The organism is Paraburkholderia phytofirmans OLGA172, assembly GCF_001634365.1.
GTDB lineage: Bacteria > Pseudomonadota > Gammaproteobacteria > Burkholderiales > Burkholderiaceae > Paraburkholderia.
The window spans coordinates 915,021-937,951 of record NZ_CP014579.1 but is presented as its reverse complement, the minus strand read 5'-3'; the positions used below and the strand labels follow the sequence as shown (position 1 = coordinate 937,951).

The 22,931-nt window shown below is 62.5% G+C and carries 20 protein-coding genes; 12 read left to right on the top strand and 8 right to left on the bottom strand.

The window, feature by feature from the left end:
- Nucleotides 1-129 precede the first annotated feature (129 nt).
- The 4 genes from AYM40_RS24475 to garD form a co-directional block, all read right to left on the bottom strand.
- Nucleotides 130-1,122: a TRAP transporter substrate-binding protein gene (locus tag AYM40_RS24475; RefSeq protein ID WP_063498801.1), complete on the bottom strand. Its 993-nt coding sequence runs from the start codon at nucleotides 1,120-1,122 to the stop codon at nucleotides 130-132.
- 617 nt (nucleotides 1,123-1,739) lie between these two features.
- Complete coding sequence (locus tag AYM40_RS24470; RefSeq protein ID WP_063498800.1) at nucleotides 1,740-2,669, bottom strand: SMP-30/gluconolactonase/LRE family protein; 930 nt, start codon at nucleotides 2,667-2,669, stop codon at nucleotides 1,740-1,742.
- A complete protein-coding gene (locus AYM40_RS24465) occupies nucleotides 2,666-3,508 on the bottom strand; it encodes an NAD-dependent epimerase/dehydratase family protein (protein WP_063498799.1) in 843 nt (280 codons plus the stop codon). The genes AYM40_RS24470 and AYM40_RS24465 overlap by 4 nt, the downstream gene beginning before the upstream one ends.
- Nucleotides 3,509-3,542: 34 nt before the next feature.
- Nucleotides 3,543-5,132: a galactarate dehydratase gene (gene garD, locus AYM40_RS24460; RefSeq protein ID WP_063498798.1), complete on the bottom strand. Its 1,590-nt coding sequence runs from the start codon at nucleotides 5,130-5,132 to the stop codon at nucleotides 3,543-3,545.
- A 215-nt stretch (nucleotides 5,133-5,347) separates the two neighbouring features.
- On the opposite strand from garD, the gene kdgD reads away from it, so the two are divergent.
- From kdgD to AYM40_RS24445, 3 genes are all read left to right on the top strand, one after another.
- On the top strand, nucleotides 5,348-6,265 hold the full coding sequence (gene kdgD, locus AYM40_RS24455) for a 5-dehydro-4-deoxyglucarate dehydratase (protein ID WP_063498797.1): 918 nt from the start codon (nucleotides 5,348-5,350) through the stop codon (nucleotides 6,263-6,265).
- 115 nt (nucleotides 6,266-6,380) lie between these two features.
- Complete coding sequence (locus AYM40_RS24450; RefSeq protein WP_063498796.1) at nucleotides 6,381-7,733, top strand: MFS transporter; 1,353 nt, start codon at nucleotides 6,381-6,383, stop codon at nucleotides 7,731-7,733.
- A gap of 198 nt (nucleotides 7,734-7,931) precedes the next feature.
- Entirely contained in the window at nucleotides 7,932-8,675 is a 744-nt protein-coding gene (locus tag AYM40_RS24445) for a FadR/GntR family transcriptional regulator (RefSeq protein WP_063498795.1), read from the top strand.
- Between the two features lie 170 nt (nucleotides 8,676-8,845).
- Here AYM40_RS24445 and AYM40_RS24440 read toward each other — a convergent pair whose 3' ends face one another.
- Nucleotides 8,846-10,429, bottom strand: a complete 1,584-nt coding sequence (locus AYM40_RS24440; RefSeq protein WP_063498794.1) for an aldehyde dehydrogenase (NADP(+)) — start codon at nucleotides 10,427-10,429, stop codon at nucleotides 8,846-8,848.
- 223 nt (nucleotides 10,430-10,652) lie between these two features.
- Here AYM40_RS24440 and garL point away from each other — a divergent pair, with 223 nt between their 5' ends.
- Complete coding sequence (gene garL / locus AYM40_RS24435) at nucleotides 10,653-11,438, top strand: 2-dehydro-3-deoxyglucarate aldolase (RefSeq protein ID WP_063498793.1); 786 nt, start codon at nucleotides 10,653-10,655, stop codon at nucleotides 11,436-11,438.
- Nucleotides 11,439-11,449: 11 nt separating this feature from the next.
- Nucleotides 11,450-12,379, top strand: coding sequence for a 2-hydroxy-3-oxopropionate reductase (locus tag AYM40_RS24430; protein WP_256390495.1), 930 nt, complete (start codon nucleotides 11,450-11,452; stop codon nucleotides 12,377-12,379).
- 213 nt (nucleotides 12,380-12,592) lie between these two features.
- On the opposite strand, the gene AYM40_RS24425 is transcribed toward AYM40_RS24430, so the two are convergent.
- Both AYM40_RS24425 and AYM40_RS24420 read right to left on the bottom strand, forming a co-directional pair.
- Entirely contained in the window at nucleotides 12,593-13,885 is a 1,293-nt protein-coding gene (locus AYM40_RS24425; protein ID WP_063498791.1) for an MFS transporter, read from the bottom strand.
- A gap of 29 nt (nucleotides 13,886-13,914) precedes the next feature.
- Nucleotides 13,915-14,727 (bottom strand): NAD-dependent epimerase/dehydratase family protein, encoded by an 813-nt coding sequence (locus tag AYM40_RS24420; protein ID WP_063498790.1) that lies wholly within the window; start codon nucleotides 14,725-14,727, stop codon nucleotides 13,915-13,917.
- Nucleotides 14,728-15,218: 491 nt separating this feature from the next.
- On the opposite strand from AYM40_RS24420, the gene AYM40_RS24415 reads away from it, so the two are divergent.
- From AYM40_RS24415 to AYM40_RS24390, 6 genes are all read left to right on the top strand, one after another.
- On the top strand, nucleotides 15,219-15,551 hold the full coding sequence (locus tag AYM40_RS24415; RefSeq protein WP_063498789.1) for a type II toxin-antitoxin system RelE/ParE family toxin: 333 nt from the start codon (nucleotides 15,219-15,221) through the stop codon (nucleotides 15,549-15,551).
- Nucleotides 15,538-15,825: a helix-turn-helix domain-containing protein gene (locus AYM40_RS24410; protein ID WP_063498788.1), complete on the top strand. Its 288-nt coding sequence runs from the start codon at nucleotides 15,538-15,540 to the stop codon at nucleotides 15,823-15,825. The genes AYM40_RS24415 and AYM40_RS24410 overlap by 14 nt, the downstream gene beginning before the upstream one ends.
- A gap of 415 nt (nucleotides 15,826-16,240) precedes the next feature.
- Entirely contained in the window at nucleotides 16,241-17,653 is a 1,413-nt protein-coding gene (locus AYM40_RS24405) for a cytochrome ubiquinol oxidase subunit I (protein ID WP_063498787.1), read from the top strand.
- 23 nt (nucleotides 17,654-17,676) lie between these two features.
- On the top strand, nucleotides 17,677-18,681 hold the full coding sequence (gene cydB / locus AYM40_RS24400; protein ID WP_063498786.1) for a cytochrome d ubiquinol oxidase subunit II: 1,005 nt from the start codon (nucleotides 17,677-17,679) through the stop codon (nucleotides 18,679-18,681).
- Nucleotides 18,656-18,847 (top strand): hypothetical protein, encoded by a 192-nt coding sequence (locus AYM40_RS24395; protein ID WP_063498785.1) that lies wholly within the window; start codon nucleotides 18,656-18,658, stop codon nucleotides 18,845-18,847. The genes cydB and AYM40_RS24395 overlap by 26 nt, the downstream gene beginning before the upstream one ends.
- Before the next feature lie 340 nt (nucleotides 18,848-19,187).
- Nucleotides 19,188-19,946: a response regulator transcription factor gene (locus tag AYM40_RS24390; RefSeq protein ID WP_063498784.1), complete on the top strand. Its 759-nt coding sequence runs from the start codon at nucleotides 19,188-19,190 to the stop codon at nucleotides 19,944-19,946.
- Between the two features lie 33 nt (nucleotides 19,947-19,979).
- Here AYM40_RS24390 and AYM40_RS24385 read toward each other — a convergent pair whose 3' ends face one another.
- Nucleotides 19,980-21,761 (bottom strand): hybrid sensor histidine kinase/response regulator, encoded by a 1,782-nt coding sequence (locus AYM40_RS24385; protein ID WP_063500663.1) that lies wholly within the window; start codon nucleotides 21,759-21,761, stop codon nucleotides 19,980-19,982.
- Between the two features lie 334 nt (nucleotides 21,762-22,095).
- On the opposite strand from AYM40_RS24385, the gene AYM40_RS24380 reads away from it, so the two are divergent.
- Nucleotides 22,096-22,887: a hypothetical protein gene (locus tag AYM40_RS24380; RefSeq protein WP_063498783.1), complete on the top strand. Its 792-nt coding sequence runs from the start codon at nucleotides 22,096-22,098 to the stop codon at nucleotides 22,885-22,887.
- Nucleotides 22,888-22,931: the final 44 nt, after the last annotated feature.

Sequence of the window (22,931 nt, the reverse complement as noted above, 5' to 3'; positions counted from 1 at the left end):
CTTGCATTCGGTGGACTTATATTTAATCCTCAGGAATCCTGCCAACGACCACAAGCTCAGAAAACCGCGCGGCGCCAAAAACCCGCAGCGCGTGCTGCAAGGCCTCTCGCCACCGCGTTGCTGCCTAACTTATTTGACTGCCTGGATTTCGTCGACGAGCTGCTTCATTTGCGGGGTCTTTTCATATTTCGCCCAGACCGGCTGCATCGCCTTCACGAAAGCAGGACGGTCGATCTGCGAGGCGGTGACAATCGTCGCGCCACCCTTGGTGACCGTCTTTGCAGCGTCAGCTTCGCGCGCGGTCCACAGCTTCTCGTAATAAGGCACCGAGTCAGCCGCAGCCTTTTTGATGACGCCCTGCTCTTGCGGCGTCAGCGTGTCCCACACCTTCCTGGAGAACACCAGGACTTCCGGCGTCATCGAATGCTGGGTTTCGGAATAGACCTGCGCGACTTCGAAGTGCTTGGTCTCTTCGTACGACGGCAGGTTGTTTTCCGCGCCATCCACCAGCCCCGTCTTCAGGCCCGTATAGACTTCGGCGAACGGCATCGGCGTCGGCGTACCGCCCATCGCCTTGATTTCGTCGACCATCAGATCCGAAGGCTGCACGCGCACCTTGAGGCCCTTCATGTCGGCGGGCGAATGGATGGCCTTCTTCGCATACATCGAGCGCGCGCCGCTCTCATAGAACGTCAGCGCGATCATGCCCTTCGCCGCGAAGGCGTCGAGAATCTTCTGGCCTTCCGGGCCGTACATCACTTTGCGGAAATGGTCGATGTCGCGAAACAGGAACGGCAGCGAGGGAATCATCGACTCAGGAACGATCTCGTTGAACGCGGCACCGTTGGCGCGCGCCATGTCCAGTGCGCCGATGCGCACCTGATCGATCGTGTCGTTTTCGGAACCCAGCGCGCTGTTGCCGAAGACCTTCACGGAATCCTTGCCACCGGTTGCCTTGCTGATTTCTTCACCCATGTACTTCACGGCCATATTGGTCGGATAGGTGTCGCCATGCACGTCCGACACACGGAACACGCGAGCGTGTGCCGACACGGTGCTGAACGCCAGCACGGAGGCCGCGACAATCATCGAAACACGGGACGAGGCAAGCTTGTTTTTCATCGTGACATTCCTTGAAATTAGATCATCCAATCGATTGCGGAAGGCCGATTACGGAAGGCCGCCTTCGGATGCGACACGGTTTCGATGCGTCTCCCGACTCCACGCACGCCGCCCTTCCCGGGTAGCGAGCGGTTTGCCGTGCTGGCCTGCCTTGCTTCCCCGGCGCAGATGCTCAGCACTCCTGTCAGACAACTCGACTTCTTTGCGCCGACTGCTTCGGCATGAACCCCTCGCGCATTGAACATGCGCGCAGAGAACGCTGCCCTCTTTGTCCGGCTGCCCAAAGCTATCTCGAAAGGAATTTGTTTTGGCTCATACGTTGTACGACGACATATAAAGTCTATAAAACGCGGTTTGAATTGTACAGCCGGTATTTACCCGCACGACACCGGATTGGACGTAAGAGTTTCCGGATTGAATTCCAGCGAAAAGCCAAGACAGAAGGGAGAGTAAGCGGAATCCACAGCTCGTGGATTTATTCTTTTATTAGAATGGAAGATGGCCCGAAAGTGGCATTTACGCCACTATGTTGTACGACGAGTGATGAATAAAAGTTGCGACTGTTGGGCGCCGACGTGCCAATACCTCCGACGCCCCGTCTCATGCACGTCGCTTTTTCAGAGTTCGCCCGCGTATTCCGGCTCAGGCAGACCGCTCACGCCCGGACGAACCGCAAACAGATGGCCGTCGTGTTCATTCGCGTCAGCCGCGGGGCGAATCGACGTAACGAACAGCGTATCCAGATTGCTGCCGCCGAACGCGCACATCGCCGGCTTCACGGCGGGCACGGCAATCTGCCGGTCGAGCTTGCCTTGCGGTGTAAAGCGAAGCAACAGGCCGGCGTCGTTCGCGCAGATCCAGTAGCAGCCATCCGCATCCACCGCGGCGCCGTCCGGCCGGCCAGCATAGTGATGCAGATCGGCGAAGACGCGCCGATTACGCGGCTCGCCCGCTTCGATGTCGTAGTCGAACGCCCAGATTTGCCGGCGCAGAGGATGCGAGTCCGACAGATACATTGTGGCCCCATCGGGCGACCACGCCAGACCGTTCTGCGTGATCAAGGCGTCGACGACCGGCTCCGACAACACGCCGCGCTCGTCGAAGCGATAGAGCGCGCCCGCAGGGTTTGCCGCGGCCATGTCCTGCACCATCGTGCCGGACCAGAAGCGCCCTTGCCGATCGCAACGGCCGTCGTTGAAACGCATATCGGCAAACGGGAAAACCGGCGCGGCAAGTTTCCTTGCGGTCACTGCCAGCGGTTCGCCCTGCGGCGCACCTTCAGTCAGCGTCACCGCGAAGAGCCCCGTCTCGCAGCCCGCCAACACCGTGCCGCGGCGATCGAACGCCAGACAGGCCACCTTCTCCGGCAATTGCCACTCGGCGCGCTCGGCCGTTTCGAGCCGTAGCCGCACGATCTTTTGCGCCGGAATATCCACCCAGTAGAGCGCCTGTTCCGCCGCACGCCACACCGGGCTCTCGCCGACCGACGCGGGCGCCTGCCCCGCCGCCTCGACACGTTCCACCCGCGGGTTCGCCACGGCGCTCATCGCTTCGGCTCCATTGGACCGGCCAGCACGAACGCGCCGCCCTGGAACTGCTGTGCCGGATCGTCGAGCTCGGCGGTGGGCGCCGTGACCGGAAAGAGGTGTTCGAACTCGACCGAACTGTCCCGCGGACGAAAGCCGAGGAACGCCGCCTTGGTGTTATCGACCCACTTGGTCCGGTTATCCGAGACGCCATAAACGATCGCGTGTCCGACCCGGTTGGTGAACAGCGAGCAGCGCACCAGTTCGATAAAGTCGCGGAAGCTCAGGTAGGTGACGAGCATGCGCGGATTCTTCGGCTGCTCGAACGACGAGCCGATCCGCAGGCACACTGTCTCGAGACCGAAACGGTCGAAGTAATAGCGCGACAGCGATTCGCCGAAGCACTTTGTCACGCCATACAGGCTGTCGGGACGCAGCGGCGCGTCGATATCGAGCACCGAGGTAGTCGGATGAAAACCCACGGCATGATTCGAGCTCGCGTACACGATGCGCTTCACGCCCTGCTTCTGCGCGGCCGAATAGAGGTTGTACAGGCCGCGGATATTCGCTTCGAGCAGATCTTCGAACGGCGCCTCGACGGAAATGCCGCCAAGATGAACGACCGCATCCACGCCTTCGAGCAGCGCGTGAACGGCGGCTTCATCCGCAAGGTCGACGATCGAGGCTTCTTCATGCGCCGCTACGACGCCCAGCGGCGCGATATCGGTGACGCGCACGATATCGGCCCATGCGGCGAGCGCACCGCGCAATTGCTGGCCGAGGTTGCCGGCCGCGCCGGTGAGCAGAAGACGGCGGAAAGGTTTCCGCGCCGCCGGGCGGTCAAGGTTCGAGTCAGTCATGTCTCAGTCTTTATCGTGATTACGACCAGTGCCATCAGGTCACCGGCGCCGGATTGAACAGCGTCAACGCATTGTGGAGCTTGAGTTTCTCCGCGCAGGTTTGCTTACGTCCGCTTGCGACGTCGAGCATCAGGCGAAACAATTCCCAACCCACGTCTTCGATTGTCGCGGCGCCGGTTGCAATGGTGCCGGCGTTGATATCCATCAGATCATGCCAGCGGCGCGCGAGATCGGAGCGCGTCGCGACCTTGATGACGGGCACTTCCGCGAGGCTGTACGGCGTGCCTCGGCCCGTGGTGAACACATGCAGGTTGATGCCCGCGGCGACCTGCAACGTGCCGCAGATGAAATCGCTGGCCGGCGTGGCCGCGTAAATCAGGCCTTTCTGCTTGACCTTTTCACCGGGCGACAACACGCCGGAGATGGCCGAGTTGCCCGACTTGATGATCGAACCCATCGCCTTTTCAACGATGTTCGACAAGCCACCCTTCTTGTTGCCTGGCGTGGTGTTGGCACTGCGGTCCGCGCCGCCGCGCTTCAGATAATCGTCGTACCACCGCATCTCGCGGATGATCGCCGCGGCCACGTCAGCATTGGCCGCGCGCGCCGTCAGTTGATCGACACCGTCGCGCACTTCGGTGACTTCGGAGAACATCACGGTCGCCCCGGCGCGCACCAGCAAATCGGTGGCGAAGCCCACGGCGGGATTCGCGGTCAGCCCGGAAAATGCGTCGCTGCCGCCGCATTGCACGCCGATCACCAGATCAGAGGCCGGGCAGGTTTCGCGGCGGCGATTGTTCAGCCGCCTCAGATGACCGTCGGCCATTCTCATGATCGACTCGATCATCGACTGGAAGCCAACGTGCGCTTCGTCCTGAAGCACCACCACGTCGCCGTTCAGGTCGGCCTCGACGTCGCCGATGTCGGCCACTTCGGCGACATTCGCAGCAGCGGCAATCGGAATCGTGCCCGGCGGCATCAGGCGCTCGGGCTGCAGCTTCTCGCAACCGAGGCTGACCATCATCACTTCGCCGCCGAAGTTCGGATTCAGGCTGATGTTGCGCACGGTGCGGATCGGCACCATCGCGTCCGGCGCGTCGATCGCGACGCCGCAGCCATAGGTGTGGCCGAGACTCACGACATCGTCGACGTTCGGGTAGCGCGGCAGCAGTTCGGCCTTGATGCGCGTGACCGCGTGCTGAACCACGTCGGCCACGCATTGCACGGTGGTCGTGATCGCCAGAATGTTGCGCGAGCCGACGGAGCCGTCGGCATTGCGATAGCCCTCGAACGTGAAGCCTTCCAGCGGCGGCATGTCCGGCGCCTTGATGGTGGCGATCGGCAGATCTTCCAGTCCGGGAGGACTCGGCATGCGGATCACGTGTTCGTTGATCCAGCTGCCCTTCGGCAAGGCCTTGAGCGCGTAGCCGATCACCACGTTATAGCGGATGACCTCGTCGCCTTCCGCAAGATCGGCCAGCGCGACTTTGTGCCCTTGCGGAACACGCTCGCGCAGCGCAAGACCATCGGGAAACACGGCGCCCTCACCCAGACCGCCGTCGTTGACGACGATCGCGACGTTGTCATTGGGGTGAACGCGAATGTAGAGCGGAGTTTGTTCCATCACATCGATCCTTATGGCGGTTTCACGCCTGCTGCGGCAACCATTCATACGTCATCCTACAACATAAGCGATTGCGCAGATGTTCCGTATTTACCCTAGGGCGTGCATTATGCCGTGAAAACACCGTTGAGTTAGCCGATTCGTTGTTGTACGATGACGTATAAGAAATCTTCATTTCTCAATACCGACCCTATTCAACGCCCTGGATACTCATCATGACGACACCGCAGGAACTGAAGCAGATCGTTTCCGAAGGCCTTCTGTCCTTCCCCGTTACCGACTTCGACGAACAAGGCGATTTCCGCGCCGATACGTATGCCGAGCGCCTCGAATGGCTCGCTCCTTACGGTGCTTCGGCACTGTTCGTCGCTGGCGGCACGGGCGAATTCTTCTCGCTCACGCATAACGACTACTCGAACGTCGTGCGCACGGCAACCGAAGTCTGCAAGGGCAAGGTGCCGATTCTCGCCGGCGCGGGCGGCCCGACCCGTGTAGCGATCGCGTATGCCCAGGAAGCCGAACGTCACGGCGCGAACGGCATTCTGTTAATGCCGCACTACCTGACCGAAGCCTGCCAGGAAGGCATCGCGGCACACGCAGAAGAAGTCTGCAAGTCCGTGCCGAACATGGGCGTGATCATCTACAACCGCGCGAACTCCAAGCTTAACGCCGACATGCTCGAAGGGCTGGCCGAGCGCTGCCCCAACCTGATCGGCTTCAAGGACGGTGTGGGCGAGATCGAGAACATGGTGTCGATCCGCCGCCGCCTCGGCGAGCGCTTCTCGTACCTTGGCGGCCTGCCGACCGCCGAAGTCTATGCCGCGGCCTACAAGGCGCTGGGCGTGCCGGTGTACTCGTCGGCAGTGTTCAACTTCATCCCGAAGACCGCGATGGACTTCTACCGCGCGATTGCCGCGGACGATCACGCTACCGTCGGCAAGCTGATCGACGAATTCTTCCTGCCCTATCTGGCGATCCGTAACCGCCGCCAGGGTTACGCGGTGAGTATCGTGAAGGCCGGCGCGAAGCTGGTCGGCCACAGCGCCGGTCCGGTGCGCGCACCGCTGACCGATCTGACCGAAGAAGAAATGGCGCAACTCGACGTGCTGATCAAGAAGCTCGGCGCGCAGTGACGCAGTAAGGCGCCAGGCCGTGCGAACCGGGGTCGCGCGCACGGCACCAGAAAGAGCGCCCGGGACGGCAACGTCGCAGGGCGCTCTTTCGCTGATAAAGATTCAGGAGATGACGATGGAAATGAGCCGCACCGCGAACCCCGCCCATGCAGCACAGCGCACCAACGTCCGCTACGCGATTCTGCTGCTGATCTTTCTGATCACGACATTCAATTACGCGGACCGCGCCACGCTCTCGGTAACCGGGTCCGCGATGCGCGCCGAGTTCGGCCTCGACGCGATCAAGATGGGTTACATCTTCTCCGCGTTCAGTTGGGCCTATGTTCTGTCGCAATTGCCGGCGGGCTGGCTGCTCGACCGTTTCGGCGCGCGGCGCGTCTACGCGGCGAGCATTTTCCTGTGGTCGCTGTTTACGCTGCTGCAAAGCTCGATCGGTCTGCTGGGCAGCGCAGCCGCCGCCGTCACCGCGCTGTTCGTGCTGCGCTTCGCAATGGGTGCGGCGGAATCGCCGGCGTTTCCGGCCAATGCCAAGGTCGTGGCCAGCTGGTTTCCCACGAACGAACGCGGCACGGCGTCCGCCATTTTCAATTCAGCGCAATACTTCGCGGCAGTCATTTTCACGCCGCTGATGGCATGGCTGACCCACGCCTTCGGCTGGCACACGGTCTATGTCGTGATGGGCGCGACTGGACTGTTGCTTGCCCTCACCTGGCTGAAGGTGATGAAGAACCCCGCCGACCATCTACGCGTCTCGCGCGCCGAACTCGACTACATCGAACAGGGCGGCGGCGTGGTGAACGGGCACCGGAAAGCAGCCCGGACCGAGGACATCGCCGGCGCCGGCGGCTGGTCGCTGGTGCGTCAACTGCTGACCAACCGCATGCTGCTCGGCGTCTATCTCGCCCAGTACTGCATCAACGTGCTGACCTACTTCTTCCTGACCTGGTTTCCGATCTACCTCGTGCAGGCGCGCGGCATGACGATTCTGCAAGCGGGTCTGGTGGCGTCGCTGCCCGCGATTTGCGGATTTTCCGGTGGCGTGCTCGGCGGCATCCTGTCCGACGGGCTGATCCTGCGCGGGCATTCGCTCACCATCGCGCGCAAGGTGCCGATTGTCGGCGGCATGCTGCTGTCGGTGTGCATCATCGGCTGCAACTACGTTTCGACCGACTGGATCGTCGTCGCGCTCATGTCGCTCGCGTTCTTCGGCAAAGGCATCGGGGCGCTCGGCTGGGCCGTCGTGGCGGATACGTCGCCGAAGGAGGCCCTCGGCCTGTCGGGCGCGATCTTCAATATGTTCGGCAACGTCGCCGGCATCGTGACGCCCATCGTGATCGGCTATCTCGTCGCGAAGACCGGGTCGTTCAACGGCGCGCTGGTTTTCGTCGGCCTGAATGCCCTGCTGACGGTGTTCAGCTACCTCGTGATCGTGAAAGACATCAAACGGGTCGAACTGCGTGCGGGCTAGCAGTCAGGCTGTTATCGTACTTCCCGGGACGCCGGCAAAACAACGCGGCTTGTCCGCTTCGCGCCTGAAACCGGGCATCGACGCCGAGTCTGATGCCGACGCCGAAAATGATCCGGCGTTTATATAATCAGTCGTCAGACGACGGTATAATGGATCGCAGGAAATATCCGCAACTATCTGATTCGAGGGGCGTTTTCGATGGCTACTCCACTGGCATCCGCGGCACCGCCACGACGCGCGCGCAATCTTGCCGAGTTTGTCGTCAGCTACGTCACCGAGCAAATTGCGTCTAACGCCTTGAAGCCCGGCGACAAACTACCGACCGAATCGCAGCTGATGGTCACGCTGAGCGTGAGCCGCACCGTTATTCGCGAAGCAATTTCGCGCTTGCAGGCGGGCAAGGTCATCGAGACGCGCCACGGCATCGGCAGCTTCGTGCTGGAACCGCAGCGCGAAAAGCTGGGCATCGACATGGTGCCCGCCACCACCTTGCGCGACGTGCTGTCGATCCTGGAACTGCGCATCAGCCTCGAAACGGAATGCGCCGGTCTCGCCGCTCAGCGGGCCAAGCCGGACGACCTCGCGCGCATGCGCGCCGCGCTCGATGCGATCGAAGCCACCCGCCACAACGGGCTGGATAGCGTCGATGCCGACCTGCAGTTCCATATCTCCGTGGCGCGTGCAACCGGCAACCGGTATTTCGTCGACATCCTCACGCAAATGGGCAGCGCGCTGATTCCGCGCAACCGGCTCGACTCGGCGGGAATCGCGCGTGCCGAGCCCGATGCGTATCTGTCGCTTGTCAACCTGGAGCACGCAAGCATTCTCGAGGCGATTACGCGGCACGACGCCGAAGGCGCGCGTGCGGCGATGCGCATGCACCTGTCCAATAGCCGCGAACGGCTGCGGCGCGCCAATGAATCGGCTGAGGCAAATAGCTGATTCATTGCGCTGGGCAAGCGCTGATTCGCCACGCTGGGCGCAAAAAAAATGGCTGGGATATCTGAACTGACCCCGCAAAGTTGGACACCGATCCAACCTTTGGGGTGCAGTTCATATCCCGGCCATTTTTTTCTTACGCGGCGCCTACCTGGGCGCCGCTCATACATCGCTTAGCTGCGCGTGATCTCGCCGTCGCGACGGCGCCACAAGGCCAGCGGATTACCGTCTGCCAGCGATTCCGGCAGCAGATCGGCCGGGAAATCCTGATAGCACACCGGGCGCAGGAAACGCTCGATCGATGTCGTCCCCACTGACGTCGCCCGGCTATCGGAGGTGGCCGGGAACGGGCCGCCATGGACCATCGCGTGGGAAACCTCGACGCCCGTCGGGAATCCGTTGACAAGAATCCGGCCGGCCTTGCGCTCGAGAATCGGCACCAGCTTCTTTGCGACCGCCAGATCCGCGCTATCCATTTGCACCGTGGCGGTCAACTGACCGGCAAAGTGCTCGGCGACTGCGAGCATTTCCTGTTCGTCCTTGCAAAGCACAATGGTCGATGCCGGTCCGAAGACCTCGTCCTCCAACGCCGGCGTGGACAGGAAGGTCGGCGCGTCGGTCACGAACAGGACCGCGCGAGCCTGTGTCGGCCCCGTCGCGTCAACGCCTTGCGCAACCGTTTCGACGCCCCTGGTTGCCGCCAGTTTGCCTTCGCCCTCTTCATAGGCCGCGTGAATGCCCGCCGTCAGCATGGTCTGGGCCGGCTTGCCGCTCAGCGCCTCGGACGCCGTTGCAACGAAGCCTTTGAGTGCGTCGCTGTCGACAGCGATCGCGAGCCCCGGGTTGGTACAGAACTGCCCCGCGCCGAGCACCAGCGAATCGACGAAGCCACGCGCGATGGTCTCACCGCGTTGCGACAGCGCATTCGACAGGAGGAACACCGGGTTGATGCTGCTCATTTCCGCGTAGACCGGAATCGGCTCGGCCCGGGCGGCCGCGACGCGCATCAGCGAGGTGCCGCCTGCGCGCGAACCCGTGAAGCCCACCGCCTTGATCGCCGGATGCGCGACCAGCGCTTCACCGACCGAATTGCCGGCGCCGACGATCATCGAGAACACGCCTTCAGGCAAGTCCATGTCCCGCGCGACTTGCTGAATCACCCGGCCGACCATCTCCGAAGTGCCGAGGTGCGCGCGATGCGCCTTCACCACCACCGGGCAGCCTGCCGCGAGCGCCGCAGCGGTATCGCCACCCGCCACCGAAAACGCGAGCGGGAAATTGCTGGCGCCGAACACCGCGACCGGCCCCAGCGGAATCTTTTGCATCCGCAGATCGGAGCGCGGCAAAGGCTTGCGCTCGGGCAACGGCGAATCGAGCGTTGCAGCGAGCCATTGGCCGGCGCGTACGACTTGCGCGAACAGTTTGAGCTGGCCAGTCGTCCGGCCGCGCTCACCTTCGAGACGCGCCTTCGGCAGGCCCGACTCTTCGTGCGCACGCTGGATCAGCGCATCGCCGAGCGCCGTGATGCCATCCGCGATACGCTCCAGAAACGCGGCGCGCACCGCGAGCGGCAGATGCCGGTACGGGTCGAACGCTTTCCGCGCGAGTTCGCAGGCAAGCTCGACATTCGCGACCGAGCCGCTGCCGAACACCGGCTCGGCGATCTCGGATCCCGTAATGGGATTGAACGCGCGCAAGGGCTCTTCCTCGCCGCGCACGGCATTGCGGCCAATCAGCATTGCGCCGGTAATAGACATTTCGCTTTCCTTGAATGGACGTCTAAGATATATGTCATCCTATAACATAGGACGCCCTACGCGCAACCCGAAAACCTTTCTCCGCGAAGAATTCGGGTTTACGTGACAGTTACAAGCGAGCACGCCAATGCTACCCTCCAACAAGATATACGATGACCTATAACACTGAGTTCAGCACCCGTCAGAGCTTGCCCGGTCAATTGCAGTTCGAGGAGAGATCCCCATGACAGCCGTCACGCCTTACCAGTCCTTACCCAATAGCTTTCGCCGCGCCGTCTGCGGCGGCGAAACCCTGATCGGCTGCTGGGCCTCGCTCGCCAGCCCGATTGTCACGGAATTGCTCGGCGTGGTCGGCTTCGACTGGATGCTGCTCGATGCGGAACACGCGCCGAACGACGTTCTGACGCTGATCCCCCAGTTGATGGCGCTCAAGGACAGCCCGAGCGCACCGGTGGTGCGCCCGCCGGCAAACGACAGCGTGTTCATCAAGCGGCTCCTGGATAGCGGTTTCTCGAATTTTCTGGTGCCGTTTGTCGATAGCGCCGAAGACGCGGCGCGCGCTGTCGCCGCGACGCGTTATCCGCCGCAGGGTATTCGCGGCGTCTCGGTGAGCCAGCGAGGCAATCGCTACGCGACGGTCGCCAATTATTTCGACATCGCCAACGACAACGTCTGCGTCATCGTTCAGATCGAAAGCCGCAAGGCTGTCGACAACATTGACGAGATTCTCGCCGTGGACGGCGTCGATGCCGTTTTCGTCGGACCGTCCGATCTCGCGGCCGCCTATGGCCACATCGGCAACCCGAATCATCCCGACGTGCAACAGGCAATTGCGCGCGTGTTTGAGCGCGCACAGGCCGCCGGCAAGCCGAGTGGCATCCTCGCGCCCGTGCAGGCCGATGCGGAGCGCTATCTCTCGATGGGCTGCCGCGTCATCGCGGTCTGTGCGGATATGGGGCTGCTGAAAGCCGCCGCACAGACGGTGCAAAAACACTTCATGCAGAAATAAGCGGACCGGAAGTGGAGACGGCCGCCATGACATCTACGGAGAATTCCATGCAAAAAGCAGGCTTTATCGGACTCGGCATCATGGGCAAGCCCATGGCCGCCAACCTTCTCAAGAACGGCGTGGCCCTTGCTGCGTTTACGCGCAGCGGCGTGCCCGACGAGCTCATCCAGGCCGGTGCCGTCGCGTGTGACAGCCCGGCCGCCGTGGCCGCGCATGCCGACGTGATCTTCGTCATGGTGCCGGACACGCCGGACGTCGAACGCGTGCTGTTTGGCGAACACGGCCTCGCCGATGCCTTGCGCCCGGGACAAACCGTGGTCGACATGAGCTCGATTTCGCCGATGGCCACGCGCGACTTCGCGGCCCGCGTGCGCGAGCGCGGCGCGGACTATCTGGATGCACCGGTTTCAGGTGGCGAGGTCGGCGCCAAGGCCGGTTCGCTGACCATCATGGTGGGGGGCGAAACAGCAACCTTCGAGCAGGTCAAGCCGCTCTTTGACATGATGGGCAAGAACGTCACGCTGATCGGCGCCGTCGGCGCGGGCCAGGTGTGCAAGGTGGCCAATCAGGTGATCGTCGCCGCGACGATCGAGGCCGTCGGCGAAGCGTTGCTGCTCGCCTCCAAAGCCGGCGTCGATCCGGCGCGCGTGCGCGAAGCGCTGATGGGCGGCTTTGCGTCCTCGCGCATTCTCGAAGTGCACGGTGAACGGATGACAAAGCGCGCCTTCGACCCGGGTTTTCGCATCGAGCTTCACCGGAAGGATCTGAATCTCGCGCTCTCGACGGCCCAGGCGCTCGGCGTCTCCTTGCCGAATACCGCCACCTGCCAGCAGCTCTTCAACGCCTGCGTGGCGCATGGCGGCAAGGCATGGGATCACTCCGCCATGGTGCGCGCACTCGAAATACTCGCCAATCACGAAATCGGCCAGCAAACCACCTAAGCCAGCAAGGTCCGGCTCCAGGCGCCGATCGATGCGCACGACGTCAATGCAATCACGTTGAATAATGTGATCATCGGTTCAACGACTTACAACACGATGGTCGTCGATAAACGTTAAGCGGGAAGGAAAGAAAAATGGCGGCGTCCGAGGACGCCGCCATTTTCATTTACCCGGCGCGCTTCGCGGCCGGCCCTAACCGTTACCCGCGATAGCTCACTTGATCACAGCACTCGCCGGCACCCAGCGCGGCTCGGGCAGCTTGTCGCTGCTTCGGGCGAGCAGGCACACCACAGCAGCCGCGATGATGTCGAACACCGCCAGCACCACGAACAACGGGCTGTATCCGATCTGCGTGACCAGCACGCCGAACAGCGCCGTAAATGCCGCCGCGCCCAGGTAGCCCGCCATGCCGCCCATGCCGGTGGCGGTAGCGACTTCGTTCTTGCCGAACATGTCGGAGGTGATTGCGTACAGCGCACCCGACAGGGTCTGGTGGGCAAAGCCGCCGACGCACAGCAGCGCCACAGCCGCGTAAGGACTCGCCACCAGCCCGACGCAGGCTGGCCCGATCATGCAGAGCGCGCCAACGACGAAGACCATCTTGCGCGACGTGAACAGCGAGACCTTCGCGTATTTATGAAACAGCGGGCTGAGGTAGCCGCCGAGCACACAGCCGATATCCGCGGCCAGAAAAGGCATCCACGCGTACAGCGCGACTTCCTTCAGGTTCATGTGCCGCTCGGTCATCATGTACAGCGGGATCCACGCGTTGAAGGTCTGCCAGGCCGGCTCGGAAAGAATCCGGGGAATGCCGATTGCCCAGAAGTCGCGGCTGCCGAGCATGGCAATCCAGCTGCGCTTGACCGCGCCGGCTTCGCTGTGCTTCGCCTCCTGTCCGCTGAGGATGTAATCGCGCTCGGCGTCGCTCAGCAGCGTCTGTTTCTGCGGGTGCTTGTAAAGCAGCATCCACAGCACGCTCCAGACAATCCCCGCCACGCCGACGATCAGGAACGCCCATTGCCATTGACCGTGCAACAACGCCCAAACGACCAGCGGCGGCGCCAACAGCGCGCCAATGGACGAGCCGATATTGAACCAGCCGATCGCAACGGAACGCTCCTTGGCCGGGAACCACTCGCTCGTCGCCTTGACGCCGGCCGGGATGCCCGCCGCTTCGGCGATACCGAGCACGCCGCGGAAGAACGCCAGGCTGCGCCAGCCCGTCGACCATGCCGCTGCGGCGCAGGCCAGCGACCAGGCAATCGCGAACGCCGCAAAGCCGATCTTGGTGCCGACGGTGTCGAGCACGTAGCCCGCGACCGGCTGCATGAATGCATAGCAAAGTTGCCATGCCACCACCACGTGCGAATACTGCGCGGTCGTGATGTTGAGGTCCTTCATCAGCGTCGGCGCCGCCACTGACAGCGTATTGCGCGCGAGGTAATTGATGATGAGCCCGGCCGCGATCAGGCTGACCATCCACCAGCGGATGCCCTTGATTTTCATGACTGTGTCTCCTCGTATTCCTTAACCAATCAGAACGGCTGGCTCGCGGTGTCGTCGCGTGAGTAATCGATGCCGACGAAGCTGCCGCCCTGGTAACGCTGACCCAAGGCGTCGAGCGGGTTCGGCTGCGCAAGTATTTCCTCGGCATAGACCTCGGCGTCCTGCGTCGGCCGATAACCCAAACGCTCGGCGCCGCTGTTGTCCCACCAGCTCCGTGTGTTGGCCGAGACGCCCCACACGGCGATGAACCCGACGTCCTCTGCCTCGACACAGCGGTCAAGGAAATGCATCAGGTCGCGATGACCGAACCAGGTGCTCAGGTGCCGCTGCTCGGTCGGCCGCTCGAGGCAACTGCCGATGCGCACGCAAATACTCTCGATACCGTGCTTGTCCCAATACATGCGCGCGAGCGCTTCGCCCCACACCTTGCTCAGGCCGTAGAAACCGTCCGGGCGCAGCGCGCAGTCGAGACCGAGATGGTCGGTGACCGGATACATGCCGATCGCGTGGTTGGAGCTGGCGAACACCACGCGCCGAACCCCTTGCCGGCGCGCGCCTTCGTATACCTCGACCAGCGCGCGCAGGTTGTTGTCGATGATCTCCGGCAGCGGGCGCTCCACGCTCGTGCCGGCGAAGTGAATCAGCACGTCGACACCCTCCAGCAGGCGATCGACGACGGCAGGATCGCGCAGATCGCCATGCATCACGTCCTCGCCGTCCACCAGCGGCGCCAGGGCTCTCGAGCCCGCGGCCGAACGTACGGGGATCCCGCGCGCGATCAACGCCGCGCGCACTACCGAGCCGAGCTGGCCACCGGCCCCACTCAGGGCAATCTTTTTCATAAGGTTCCTTTACAGCGCCGCGCGCGATGGGAGCCGGGGGACGGCAAGGAGTCGAGCCGTGGCGGCAGTGAACCGGGAACGTCCCCGATAGTTGTACGATAACGTACTATCGTAGATCGGAAGGCGCATTTCAACCCGGCATTTACCCGCATTTTCGCTATCTGTCAGGAGAATTGCCTTTTATAGACAACCGCCTGCGACAATTCTATTTATGCGACATCGTATAACAAGACGTGCGAATAAGGACGTGGGCAATGCGTTATCCAGCCACCTCACCGAGCGCCCGCAATCGCGTCCCGCACGACTCAACCCAGCCGAACCGCTAGTTGCGCCAACGCCGTCGTAACCGCTCATCGCGGTCCTGCCTTCGCCCTCTTCCCGTCGTTCGATCTCCTGCCAGGCAACGCCCCCCGGTTTTTGCCGATTTACAGCAACAACTGGCAAGGTCGCCCGCTTGCGCACAAATAACATATTTGTTATCATGGATTCCAATGGCATTTACGATCGACTTCTACAACGAAAAGGTCAAAGTGAACGTTGCCTCATTGCCGAAAACGCTGCTCGCGCGCTTTATCGCGCTGGCCGATCGCATGGAGGAATACGGCCCGAATCTCGGCGAGCCGCACACTGCGTCAATGGGTGGCGGCCTGTTCGAGATGCGCCTGAAAGGCGCGGAGGGTATCGCCAGAGTGTTCTACTGCACGATCGTGGAACGCAAAATCGTCATGCTTCACAGTTTCGTGAAGAAGTCACAACAAACGCCGCGTAACGAACTGGACGTGGCGCGCAAAAGACTGCTGGAGATCAGAAATGGCAACGTATAAGGCAATGCGCGAACGGGCGCTCGCCGATCCCGAAGTACGCGCCGAATACGAGCGGCTGAACCGTGAAGAATTCGCGCTGCTCGATCAGATGCTCGCCGCGCGGCGTGAAGCCGGCTTGACGCAGGCGCAAGTCGCGGAGCGCATGGGCACGAAAGCGCCCGCTATCACCCGGCTCGAACGGGCGCTTGCTTCGGGGCAGCACTCGCCTTCTATCGACACGTTGCGCAGATACGCGGCCGCGTGCGGCAAGCAACTGTTTATCTCGATCGCGTAGCCCGCGTGCCCGTGGCGCTGAGCGTTCGCGTCGCGCATTCCTGCGCTTCCTGCTGTTCCTGCGCCTTGATCGCCTGCTTCACGCGCATCAATTCGGCTGCATGGGTCTTCTGAATTTTCTGTATGCGTTCGGCAGGTCCGCTACCGCGTTGTTGCAGCGCGGTCTATTGCCGCAGCTTCGCGCCGACCGCGAGAAACACACCTAAGCACGCAATAAAGAAAACTTGATACCTATCAAGCATTTGCCGTCTCAAAAACGGAAATCCGCGCGAAACAACGTGGTTTTTTGACGCACGTCGCGTCGCAGCAAAAAGCCGTCCCTTCCCCTACTCTTGCGACATCTGCCCAGCGCAGTGCGCACCGACAACGGTCGACGCGCGTAGTCCGCCCTCGCGGGCATCACGACCTTCACGCTCATGAACTCCGCAATTTCGGCATTCGATCTCGCCCGCATTCAGTTTGCGTTCACCGTTTCGTTTCACATTGTTTTTCCGGCGCTCAGCATTGGCCTCGCCAGCTTCATCGCCGTACTCGAATGGCGCTGGCTGAAAACCGGCAAGGCGTACTACAAAGATCTTTGCCTGTTCTGGTCGAAGATCTTCGCGGTCGCCTTCGGTATGGGCGTCGTGTCCGGCGTCGTGATGAGCTATCAGTTCGGCACCAACTGGTCGGGCTTCTCCAGTTTCGCCGGGCCGATCACCGGACCGCTTCTCATGTATGAGGTCATGACCGCGTTCTTCCTCGAAGCGGGTTTCCTCGGCATCATGCTGTTCGGCTGGCAGCGCGTAAGTCCCCGCGCCCACTTCGGCGCGACGCTGATGGTGGCGATCGGCACGCTGATCTCGACCTTCTGGATTCTCGCGTCCAATAGCTGGATGCAAACGCCGCAAGGGTTCGAAGTCGTAAACGGCCATGTCGTGCCGCTCGACTGGTTCAAGATCATTTTCAATCCGTCGTTCCCGTACCGGCTCGCGCATATGGCGCTGGCGGCATTCATCGTTGCGGGGCTGGTGGTGTCCGCGGTGGGCGCATGGCATCTGCTGCGCGGCCGGCGCGATCCGGCCGTCAGGAAGATGTTCTCGATGGCGCTCTGGCTGCTCCTGATCCTCACGCCGATTCAGGCGTTCGTCGGCGATCAGCACGGTCTGAACACGCGCAAGTATCAGCCGGCCAAGATCGCCGCGATCGAAGGTCTGTGGGAAACCGAGCAAGGCGGCACCGCGCTGAATCTGTTCGGCATTCCTGATATGCAAGCGGAGACCACGCGTTATGCCGTGTCGATTCCGCATCTCGGCAGCCTGATCCTCACGCATAGCTGGGACGGCGAAATTCGCGGCCTGAAGGAATTCCCGCCGCAAGACCGGCCGAACTCGACGGTGGTGTTCTGGAGCTTCCGCATCATGGCCGGGCTCGGCGTGCTGATGATCCTGATGTCTATCGCCGCATGGGCGCTGCGCCGCCGCGAACGCCTGTTCGAAGCGAAGTGGTTCCAGCGCGTCGCCGTGGCAATGGGCCCGACTGGCTTCATCACGTTGCTGGCGGGCTGGGTCACCACTGAAGCAGGCCGTCAGCCGTGGGTGGTGTACGGCGTGATGCGCACCTCGCAGGCGGTGTCGCCGCTCACCACGCAGCAGGTCGGCATTTCGCTAATGACGTTTGTGGCCGTGTACTTCCTCGTGTTCGGCACTGGCATCTACTACATGCTCAAGCTGATGCGCTCGGGTCCGGCATTGCCGGGACGAACGCCGCACGGTGTGCCTGAACACACGCCGAATCAGACCGCGCGCCGCCCGCTGTCCGCCGTCGATCATATGATCGACGCCGCCTAACCTCTCTGCCTGCGAGAAAGAAAATGGACGTAACCGTAGCGTGGGCCGCGATCATCGCGCTGGGCCTATTCATGTACGTGGTGCTCGACGGCTTCGATCTGGGCATCGGCATCGTCTTCCCGTTCTTCCCCGATGAGAAAGAACGCGACCTGATGATGAACACCGTCGCGCCCGTGTGGGACGGCAACGAAACCTGGCTGGTGCTGGGTGGCGCCGCGCTGTTCGCCGTGTTTCCGGTGGTCTACTCGACCGTGCTGTCCGCGCTGTATCTGCCGCTGATCTTCATGCTCGTGTGCCTGATTTTCCGCGGCGTGTCGTTCGAGATTCGCGCCAAGGCCACACGCACGAAACATCTGTGGGATCTGGCGTTCATCGGCGGCTCGGCGGGCGCGACGTTCTTTCAGGGCATCGTGCTGGGCGCGTTCCTGCAAGGCATCCCGGTGATCGACGGCGGCTATGCGGGCGACGCCTTCGGCTGGCTTACGCCGTTCAGTCTGCTGACAGGCCTCGGTCTGGTTATCACCTATGCGCTGCTCGGCTGCTGCTGGCTGGTCGCGAAGACCGAAGGCGATCTGCAACGCCGCCTGCATCGCGTGGTGTGGCCGCTGACGCTCGTGCTGCTCGGGTTCATCGCAATGGTCAGCCTGTGGACGCCGCTGCAAGATCCGAATATCGCGCAACGCTGGTTCCACGACAACCTGTTCTACCGTCTGCTGCCGGTGCCATTCCTCGTGGCGGTGTGCGCATTCTTCATGCACCGCGCGGTGCGTGCGCGGCATCACAACACGCCGTTCGTGCTGGCGCTTCTGCTGGTGCTGCTCGGTTACGCCGGCCTGCTAGTGAGCCTGTGGCCGTATGCGATTCCGTCGAGCATGACGCTCTGGGAAGCCGCCGCGCCGCGCTCGAGCCAGATGTTCACGCTAGTCGGCGCAGCGGTGATTCTGCCGGTCATCATCGCCTATACGACGATGGGTTATTGGGTATTTCGTGGCAAGGTGCGTCATGACGACCAACATCACTATCACTAAGGACGCGGGCGCCAACGCCGCCCGCAGCGCGTCTCGAACGCCGGCGCGCCGGCTGCCCGGCTGGCTGTGGTTCGTCGCGCTGTGGTGCTTCGGCGTGGCCTCGGCGATGTCGCTCGGTTTCGCGTTCAAGCTTCTGATGAATGCGACGTTATTTGCAGTCAAATGAATCGCGCATGTGCGTGATTTCATCTGGTGCGCATAACTTTCGGATTCCTGCGTGGACGGCTTCAAAAATTGCGGCGTGCGGCTCGTCTTCGTAACAAGCCGGAACCTATGCGCGGGAGACCTACCTTACGCATAATGCTGGTGCAGCAAAGCAGCCGGCGATCATACAAACAGATAGTCACTTATGCGGCAAACCAGAAGGCGCGCCGCGCCACCGATCGGCATATGATCGCGGGGTAGCCGGCAATGACGCGATTCCAGAATAGAAGTAAAACGGGAAGTAAAGCCAGCAGCACGGCGGCGGTAGTCCACAACGCGCAGGCCCGACTCGCGGAGACATCATGAAGTTTCTTGTGGCCGACGACCATGAACTGATCCGGCAAGGCGTCAAAGGGCTGCTGCGCGGCCTCGATCCCGACGCGCAATTCGACGAAGCCGATAGCTGGGAAACACTCGCCGCCGCCGCGCGGCCCGACGCCGACCACGACCTCGCCATCGTGGATCTGCATATGCCGGGCATGAGCGGCGCTTCGTCGCTTGAAGCGCTGTTGAAGGCGAACCCTGCGTTGCCGGTCGTGGTGCTCTCCGCGGAAGAATCGCCCGACGAAATGCGCGCGGTGCTGGCCGCCGGCGCGCTCGGCTTCGTGCCCAAGCGGCAGCCCGCCAGCGTCATGCTCAAGGCGATCGAACTGGTTCTGTCAGGCGGCGCCTATGTGCCGATGGAAGCGCTCAGCCTGCTGGGCTCGCGTGAGACGCAAGCCGCACCGGCGCGCGCAGAAGCGGCGCCCGAGCTTGCCGCTCAGGGCGCCGCCCAAGCCTCGACTCAGGGCGGCGCCGCGCTCACCGAACCGATCGCCCAAATCCAGGCGCTGCAGCCACACCAGCAGCATTTGCTGGAGAACCTGTCGCCCAGACAGCAGGACATCATGCGGCTCGTGCATCGCGGCTGGACCAACAAGATGATCGCGCGTGAACTGGGCGTCGCGGAGGGGACGGTCAAGGTCCATCTGTCGGTGATCTTCCGGGCGCTCGGCGTGCACAACCGCTCCACGGCGATCGCCGTGATCAACGGCTGGCTCGAGGGCGGCAAAACCCTGTAATAACGGATTGACGGGCGGCGCTCATGCCGCCCTTCATGCCGCCCGTCCTTTATCCAGTTCCGCCTGCTGCCACAGCATTTCCAGGGTACGCCGCAAGCGCGCCGGCGTGACCGGTTTGTGCAGCACCGGAATCCCCTGCAAGGCCAGCGCCGCCAGCTCCGCCGACGCCATATCGCCCGTGATCAGCAAGGTCACCACGCCTTCGTGCCCCGCCCGCGCGAGCACATTGCGCACGGCCGACAGCGCTTGCGCGCCGGTTCGGTGATTCGCCAGCTGGTAGTCGCATAACACGGCATCCGGCACGAAGCCGTCTTCCAGCGCGACCAGCGCGTCGACCTCGTCGCGCGCGCCACGCACGATGCAACCCCAGCGTCCCAGCAGACTCGTCAGGCCTTCGAGAATCGACGGTTCATCGTCGATGCACAGTACGCGCCGCCCTTGCGCCGACGGCCCGCCCGCCACCGCCTCGTTCAGGCTCGCGACGATCCCGCCGGCGTCGCCCGCCTGCACCGGAAAGCGGAGCACCGAGCCGCGGCCCGGCGCCGAGCGCAGCTGCAACTCGCCGCCGCGCATCTCGATCAGACGCTTCACCGTCGGCAAGCCCAAACCGTGCCCCTGGCGCGCGTCGCGCTGCGGATTGGCGACCTGATAGAACTCTTCGAAGATGCGCTCATGCTCCTCCGCCGGAATGCCGATGCCGGAATCGCGCACCTCGATATAGCCGCCCGAACGACGCCCGGCGCGGCGATAGCCTACCCAGATCGCGCCTTCCTCGGTATAGCGCACCGCGTTCGAGAGCAGGTTGCTCAGCACGCGTTCGAGCAGCACCGGATCGTCATGCAAGACCACCGAGGTTGGCGCGATCCGCAACGCCAGGCCCTTGGCCGCGGCTTGCGGGCGGTACTGGCTGCCGACCCGCTCGAACAGCTCCGACAGCCGGAAATGCAAGCGGATCACCTGAGTCACGCCGCTTTCGAGCCTGGCGAGATCGAGCACCTGGTTGAACAGCTGGTTCAACGCCTCGACGTTATAAACGATGTGCTGGGCCGTCTTCGCAAGCTGCACGGGCGTCGCCGCCGTGTCGCTGAGCGAAGCCGCCAGCAGGCCGATCGCATGCAGCGGCTGACGCAAATCGTGGCTCGCGGCGGCAAAAAAGCGCGTTTTGGCGAGACTGGCCTCTTCGGCGACACGCTTTTGCGCCGCCAGCGACTCCGCCAGGTACTGCTGATCGACACGCGCCTGCACGACCTGCTGGAACAGCTTGCGATAGCTCAGCGCATACACGTTGATCGCGCAGAAGAAGAATGCAAGGACGATCGCGAGAATCGTGCGGTCGAACGTATGCGTGCCGAAATGCAGCACGATAGTGGGAAACAGCAGAAACGGAATCGCGGTCGAAAAGTTCAGCAGATCGAAGCCGTTCGACATGAACACGCCAGCTGCCAGCGTGACGAGCATCACTGTGTGCAGCAGCGGCAAATCGGTTTGCGGGCTCTGGAACGCGAACCACACGGCCAACCCCGGCGCGCTATACAGCAGCACGCCGCGCACCGCATGCAGGTTGATCCAGCTGCGCGGCGTGACGAGGTACGGGTAGCGGCGATTGCAGACCCATAGCGCAAGGCCGCCGCAATTGGCCACCGCATAGAACCCGAAGCACGCAATGAAGAGCCGCGGCGACGGGACGTTCGGCCAGTAAATCGCCACCAGCACCGCGATCGAGAACCAGTGCGAAAAGAAGGCGATCGGATCTTGCGCGTACAGCACGCGCACCAGGTCTTCATCGATTGCGCGCTGGATCGGGGCGGCCCGCATCATGCGGTCTCCTTTGTCGACCGGAGTTAGCGCTTTAGCGCTTACTCCGGTCCCATGCAAAGCCGTCGACCGGAGTTAGCGTGTCGACCAGAGTTAGCGCTTTAGCGCTTACTCTGGTCCCATAGCGCTTACTCCGGTCCCATGCAAAGCTGTCGACCGGACGGTTTACCCGGCAGTTTACCCATCAGCTACCACTTAATCCATATAGGCGAAGCCGTCGCCGGAAACCATACTGAGTTCACATTCCAGCGCGGCTTAACAGCTCCAACACCCCCTTCTTTGCCTGCAGTCGAGGCTCCCCGCGCTCCCGGCCTTTCCCCTTATGGAGGTTTTCATGGGCGCAGTTCCGAGCCACGCGTTCGTCCGCAATCTCGACGATGCGATCCTGCCCGACCTGTGGCGCCGGCGTACCCAGCTGTCCGCCGACGAAATGGTGTCGATGGTCGATCTGGTCAAGCGGGCGTTGCGCACCTATCACCCGCTTGAATTGCAGGCGCTCGGCGAGGACAAGGAAGAACTGGTCGCCCAATTCATTTACTCGAAAGTGCTGCGCCTCGCGCCCGGCCACACGGAGACTCATGCCTGCGCCGACAGCGCGCCGTCCAACGGCTACGCATTGTGCGCGTATTTTCGCCGTTACCTGATCGACTGCCTGCGCAGCGCCTGCCATCAACGCAATGTGTCGATGGAAAACGAAGGCATGGCGCAGGAAATCGATCTGCACGCACACGCGCTGGAAGACCCTGTCGACAGCGTGTTGCTGCAATACGGTCTGGACGAGCAACGCGTGCGGCTCGCGGCGCGCGCCTTTATCGACAGCCTCGACGAGCCGGAGCGCATCGTGCTGGCCGGCAGCCTCGGCTGGTGCTCGGAAGAAAAAGGCGGCCTGTCGGCAGTCGCGGCTCAGCATCGTGTGCCCTCGTATCACTATCGCGCCGTCAAACTTGGCGTCACCATGAAAAAGACGGCCCGGGCTGACGAATTTTCCAATACCAAGATCGGCCGCTGGCTGAGCGACGTGCTCGGCATCGAGATCGACATCGACAACCGCGCGGCGATTCTGCTCGCGTTGAATCTGCTCGCTGCCGAATCGAGCGCCAGCGAAATGAATGAAGCGGCCGCCTAATATCGCATTGGCAGACTCGCGTGGGCCGCCGGCGGCTCTTTTCT

Excerpts from the sequence above, each read along its gene's own strand:
- AYM40_RS24390 (WP_063498784.1), top strand. The coding sequence starts at position 19,188 with ATGAAGTTTCTTGTGGCCGACGACCATGAACTGATCCGGCAAGGCGTC.
- garL (WP_063498793.1), top strand. The coding sequence starts at position 10,653 with ATGACAGCCGTCACGCCTTACCAGTCCTTACCCAATAGCTTTCGCCGC.
- AYM40_RS24380 (WP_063498783.1), top strand. The coding sequence starts at position 22,096 with ATGGGCGCAGTTCCGAGCCACGCGTTCGTCCGCAATCTCGACGATGCG.
- AYM40_RS24470 (WP_063498800.1), bottom strand. The coding sequence starts at position 2,669 with ATGAGCGCCGTGGCGAACCCGCGGGTGGAACGTGTCGAGGCGGCGGGG.
- AYM40_RS24440 (WP_063498794.1), bottom strand. The coding sequence starts at position 10,429 with ATGTCTATTACCGGCGCAATGCTGATTGGCCGCAATGCCGTGCGCGGC.
- kdgD (WP_063498797.1), top strand. The coding sequence starts at position 5,348 with ATGACGACACCGCAGGAACTGAAGCAGATCGTTTCCGAAGGCCTTCTG.
- cydB (WP_063498786.1), top strand. The coding sequence starts at position 17,677 with ATGGACGTAACCGTAGCGTGGGCCGCGATCATCGCGCTGGGCCTATTC.
- AYM40_RS24415 (WP_063498789.1), top strand. The coding sequence starts at position 15,219 with ATGGCATTTACGATCGACTTCTACAACGAAAAGGTCAAAGTGAACGTT.
- AYM40_RS24410 (WP_063498788.1), top strand. The coding sequence starts at position 15,538 with ATGGCAACGTATAAGGCAATGCGCGAACGGGCGCTCGCCGATCCCGAA.
- AYM40_RS24450 (WP_063498796.1), top strand. The coding sequence starts at position 6,381 with ATGGAAATGAGCCGCACCGCGAACCCCGCCCATGCAGCACAGCGCACC.
- garD (WP_063498798.1), bottom strand. The coding sequence starts at position 5,132 with ATGGAACAAACTCCGCTCTACATTCGCGTTCACCCCAATGACAACGTC.
- AYM40_RS24420 (WP_063498790.1), bottom strand. The coding sequence starts at position 14,727 with ATGAAAAAGATTGCCCTGAGTGGGGCCGGTGGCCAGCTCGGCTCGGTA.
- AYM40_RS24445 (WP_063498795.1), top strand. The coding sequence starts at position 7,932 with ATGGCTACTCCACTGGCATCCGCGGCACCGCCACGACGCGCGCGCAAT.
- AYM40_RS24395 (WP_063498785.1), top strand. The coding sequence starts at position 18,656 with ATGACGACCAACATCACTATCACTAAGGACGCGGGCGCCAACGCCGCC.
- AYM40_RS24465 (WP_063498799.1), bottom strand. The coding sequence starts at position 3,508 with ATGACTGACTCGAACCTTGACCGCCCGGCGGCGCGGAAACCTTTCCGC.
- AYM40_RS24475 (WP_063498801.1), bottom strand. The coding sequence starts at position 1,122 with ATGAAAAACAAGCTTGCCTCGTCCCGTGTTTCGATGATTGTCGCGGCC.
- AYM40_RS24385 (WP_063500663.1), bottom strand. The coding sequence starts at position 21,761 with ATGCGGGCCGCCCCGATCCAGCGCGCAATCGATGAAGACCTGGTGCGC.
- AYM40_RS24425 (WP_063498791.1), bottom strand. The coding sequence starts at position 13,885 with ATGAAAATCAAGGGCATCCGCTGGTGGATGGTCAGCCTGATCGCGGCC.
- AYM40_RS24405 (WP_063498787.1), top strand. The coding sequence starts at position 16,241 with ATGAACTCCGCAATTTCGGCATTCGATCTCGCCCGCATTCAGTTTGCG.